This window comes from Pseudomonas sp. IPO3749, from assembly GCF_013386605.1.
GTDB classification, from domain to species: domain Bacteria; phylum Pseudomonadota; class Gammaproteobacteria; order Pseudomonadales; family Pseudomonadaceae; genus Aquipseudomonas; species Aquipseudomonas azotoformans_A.
The window spans coordinates 1-3479 of the sequence record NZ_JACARN010000006.1; the positions used below are offsets into that span (position 1 = coordinate 1).

At 60.6% G+C, this 3479-nt stretch carries 3 protein-coding genes; 1 reads left to right on the forward strand and 2 read right to left on the reverse strand.

Going from position 1 to position 3479, the window contains the following annotated elements; all coding sequences use genetic code 11:
• Positions 1–245: 245 nt before the first annotated feature.
• Both HX812_RS01475 and HX812_RS01480 read right to left on the reverse strand, forming a co-directional pair.
• On the reverse strand, positions 246–1550 hold the full coding sequence (locus tag HX812_RS01475) for an ATP-binding protein (RefSeq protein ID WP_038846217.1): 1305 nt from the start codon (positions 1548–1550) through the stop codon (positions 246–248).
• A complete protein-coding gene (locus tag HX812_RS01480) occupies positions 1547–2287 on the reverse strand; it encodes a response regulator (protein WP_028616631.1) in 741 nt (246 codons plus the stop codon). Before HX812_RS01480 ends, HX812_RS01475 begins: the two co-directional genes overlap by 4 nt.
• A 732-nt stretch (positions 2288–3019) precedes the next feature.
• On the opposite strand from HX812_RS01480, the gene HX812_RS31995 reads away from it, so the two are divergent.
• A partial coding sequence (locus HX812_RS31995; protein WP_218643584.1) for a M10 family metallopeptidase C-terminal domain-containing protein occupies positions 3020–3479 on the forward strand: 460 nt, incomplete at its 3' end.

Here is a 3479-nt window from a genome sequence, read left to right on the forward strand (position 1 = left end):
CGCCTAGGCTCGGTGTGCCCTCACTCCGGCTTGAATCCGTGGGCCGCCGCGATGGGCCATCCTTGGCCCAGCGCGGCTAACCCGGCGTCCTGCCGGGTTACCCACGGATTCAAGCCTGCGTTCGGCCAGCGTGTTTGACGGGGCGCCTAAGATCAAAATCAAAAGCAAAGCACAGCGGCCTGACAGCCGGCTTGAGTGGTGTGGAGCAAAAGCAAGGGCGAACCAGCCGTTCGGTTCTGGTGAGGCTATAGGCTGATCTTGATCTGCGCGCACAACCCACCTTCCGGCCGGTTGCTCAAGGTCAGCGTGCCGCCAATCGCTACCACCAATTGCTGGGCGATCGCCAAACCCAGGCCGGTGCCGCCGGTGCCGCGGTTGCGGGAGCTCTCCACGCGGTAGAATGGTTGCATCACCTGGATCAGTTCGTCTTCGGCGATGCCGGGGCCGTTGTCCAGGACCTTGATCGACAGTTCGCCATTGGCCGTGGAGCCGACTTCCAGTTGTGCGGCGCCGGCAAATTTGAGGGCGTTGTCCACCAGGTTCACCAATACCCGGCGCAGGGCGTGGGGGCGGGTGTCGAGGACCACGGCGCTTTTGCCGCTGAGGCTCACCTGTTTGTGCATGTCCTGGTAATCAAATACCAGGCTGTCGAGGAAGGCGTCGAGGTTGATGCGATGGCTGGCTTCGGTGGCGCCGTGGACGCTGCGCGCGTAGGCCACGCCTTCGCGTACCAGGTGTTCCATCTCGCCCAGGTCGCTCCAGAGTTTGTCGCGTTCGGCGCAGTCCTCCATGAATTCGGCGCGCAGTTTCATGCGGGTGATCGGGGTTTGCAGGTCGTGGGAAATCGCCGCGAGGATCTGCATGCGTTCCTTGAGGTATTCGGCGATGCGTTTTTGCATTTCGTTGAACGCGGCGGCGGCGTGGGCGACTTCGGTGGGGCCGTTTTCGTCCAGCGGCGTGGGGTGGGCGTTGGGGTTGAGGGTTTCCACGGCGCGGGCCAGGCGGGTCAATGGGCGGATGGCCAGGCGCACGGCGATCCAGGTGCAACCCAGCAACAACGCGAGTTGCAGCACCAGCACCACCGGCAGCCAATAGGCGACAGGCAGCATGGTCGGGCGCACGTCGATACTGATCGGGCTGCCATCGGCGAGGGTCAGGTGCGCCTGGAAGTGTTTCTGCATGCCGGGGATGTCGCGAAAGGTCAACGCGTAGTGTTCGCCCAGCGCATCCGCGATGGAGGTGGCGGCCATGGGCACATCATCGCTGCTCATCGGTTCGCCGGTTTCGCCGGCATTGAGCAGGTAGCGGTAGTTCTGACGGTCGAGACGCGGCAACCAGCTGGCGCGTTCGTTGGCCGGCAGGCGGTCGAGAATGGCCACCGAGGTGGACACATCGTTTTCCAGGTTGCCCAGCATGGCGGTGCGCGCACTGATGTAGCGCTCATAGAACTGCGCACTGAAGGACAAGCCATGGGCGCACACCAGGCTGATCAGGAAGATCAGCGACAACTGTGACGCCAGGGTACGCGGCCAGCCAAACCTTAAGCTCATTGCTCGGCCCCGAGGATTTCCACCGGCAGCGAGAACACGTAGCCCTCGCTGCGCACGGTCTTGATGTAGGCCGGTTCGCGGGCATCATCCAGCAGGCGTTGGCGCAAGCGGCTCACCAGCAGGTCGATGGAGCGGTCGAACAGGTCGGCGTCGCGGCCTTGGGTCAGGTTGAGCAACTGGTCGCGGTTGAGTACGCGCTGAGGGTGGTCGAGGAACACCCGCAGCAGCCGGTATTCGGCACCGCTCAGGGCCACCAGGGTGTCGTCCTCGTCGAGCAGGTGGCGGGCGGTGGTGTCCAGGCGCCAGCGACCGAAACGGATCAGCCGTCCGGTTTCGCTGACCACCAGGTTCGGCGGCAGCATCCGCGTACGACGCAACACGGCATTGATACGCGCCAGCAATTCACGGGCGGCGAAGGGTTTGACCAGGTAGTCGTCGGCGCCCATTTCCAGGCCGATGATGCGGTCGGTTTCATCGTTGCGCGCGGTGAGCATCAGCACCGGCGTGGCCTTGTGCTTGCCCACCCGCAGTTCGCGGCACAGCTGCAAGCCATCGTCGCCGGGCATCATGATGTCCAGCACGATCAGGTCCACTGGCGTGGTGTCGAGGAAGCTACGCATCTGGCGGCCGTCGGCGACCACGGTGGTACGCATGCCGTTTTTCTTCAGGTAGTTGCCTACCAGCTCGCGGATCTCCCGGTCGTCATCGACGATCAGGATGTGATCGACATGATCCATGCTGCTTTCCTCGTTAATTACTTATTGGGGCGCAGTCTAGCCACTGTCGTTGCCTTTGCCTTGTGCCCTTTGTATTGCAGTGTATCTGGCGTTAGGGAGATACACGATGAAGCAAAATTGCGGGTTTGATGCGCCAGGATCGGGGTGACGTCCTACGTCAACCCGGAATAAAGCTATAGGTTCACATGGCCTGAGTCGCTCGGATTCCCGGCTTAAACGCACATCCGACAGGGTACTCAAGGCCAGAAGATCAGGTTTTATTGCCTGGTGAGAGTGCATTCATGACAGCCGTTACTTCGCGAGCCAGCACCACGTTTCAGACGATTGAACAATTTCAGCACCGAGATGATCGCGGTGCCGGCATCCAGCACAATGGATTACCGTCCAAGACGCCTCAAGAGGCCACAGAAAGGCTCTGGCGTGGGAGTTCAGGCTGGCCGGACAAGAACGGCGACGGTCGTTATGAGGTGACCTATGAGTTTCGAGAACCGCCCAAAGACAAGGATCGACGACAGCGCAATATGTCCGGGTTCAGCCACATCCTGGAAAATCAACGGGACCAGACCCGACGCAGTTTGCAATCCATTTCAGATGTGGCCAACGTCAGGTTTACCGAGGGGCCGAAAACGGCGACCAGCGAAGGTCACATTACCGTCGGGAACTACGGCCATTTGTATAATAAAAAAGACCAGCAAAGCAGGTTATATCGAAGACTCCGAAAGCCATACCCATATGAGTTACCTGGACGAACGTCACGGCTATATGAATCACCGCGGTACCCGCGCGTCGGCACCGCAACTTGACGATATCAGCGCTTATCAGAAGAAATACGGCGCCAATCATGAAACCCGCAAGGACGACACCACCTACGGTTTCAACTCCAATACCGACCGCGATTTCCTCAGCGTCAAGACCGACAAGGACAAGAGGGTCGCTGCCATTTGGGGCGGTGGCGGCACCGATACGTTGGACTTCTCCGGCTATAAGCAGGACCAACAGATCAGTCTCAAAGCCGGGACCTTTTCGGATGTCGGCGGCCTCAAGGGCAATGTCTCGATTGCCTATGGCGTGACCATCGAAAACGCTGTCGGCGGCTCCGGCAACGATTTGCTGGTGGGCAACGAAGCAGCCAACACACTCAATGGCAGGGATGGCAATGACCGCTTATATGGGGCGGGCGGGGCGGACATCC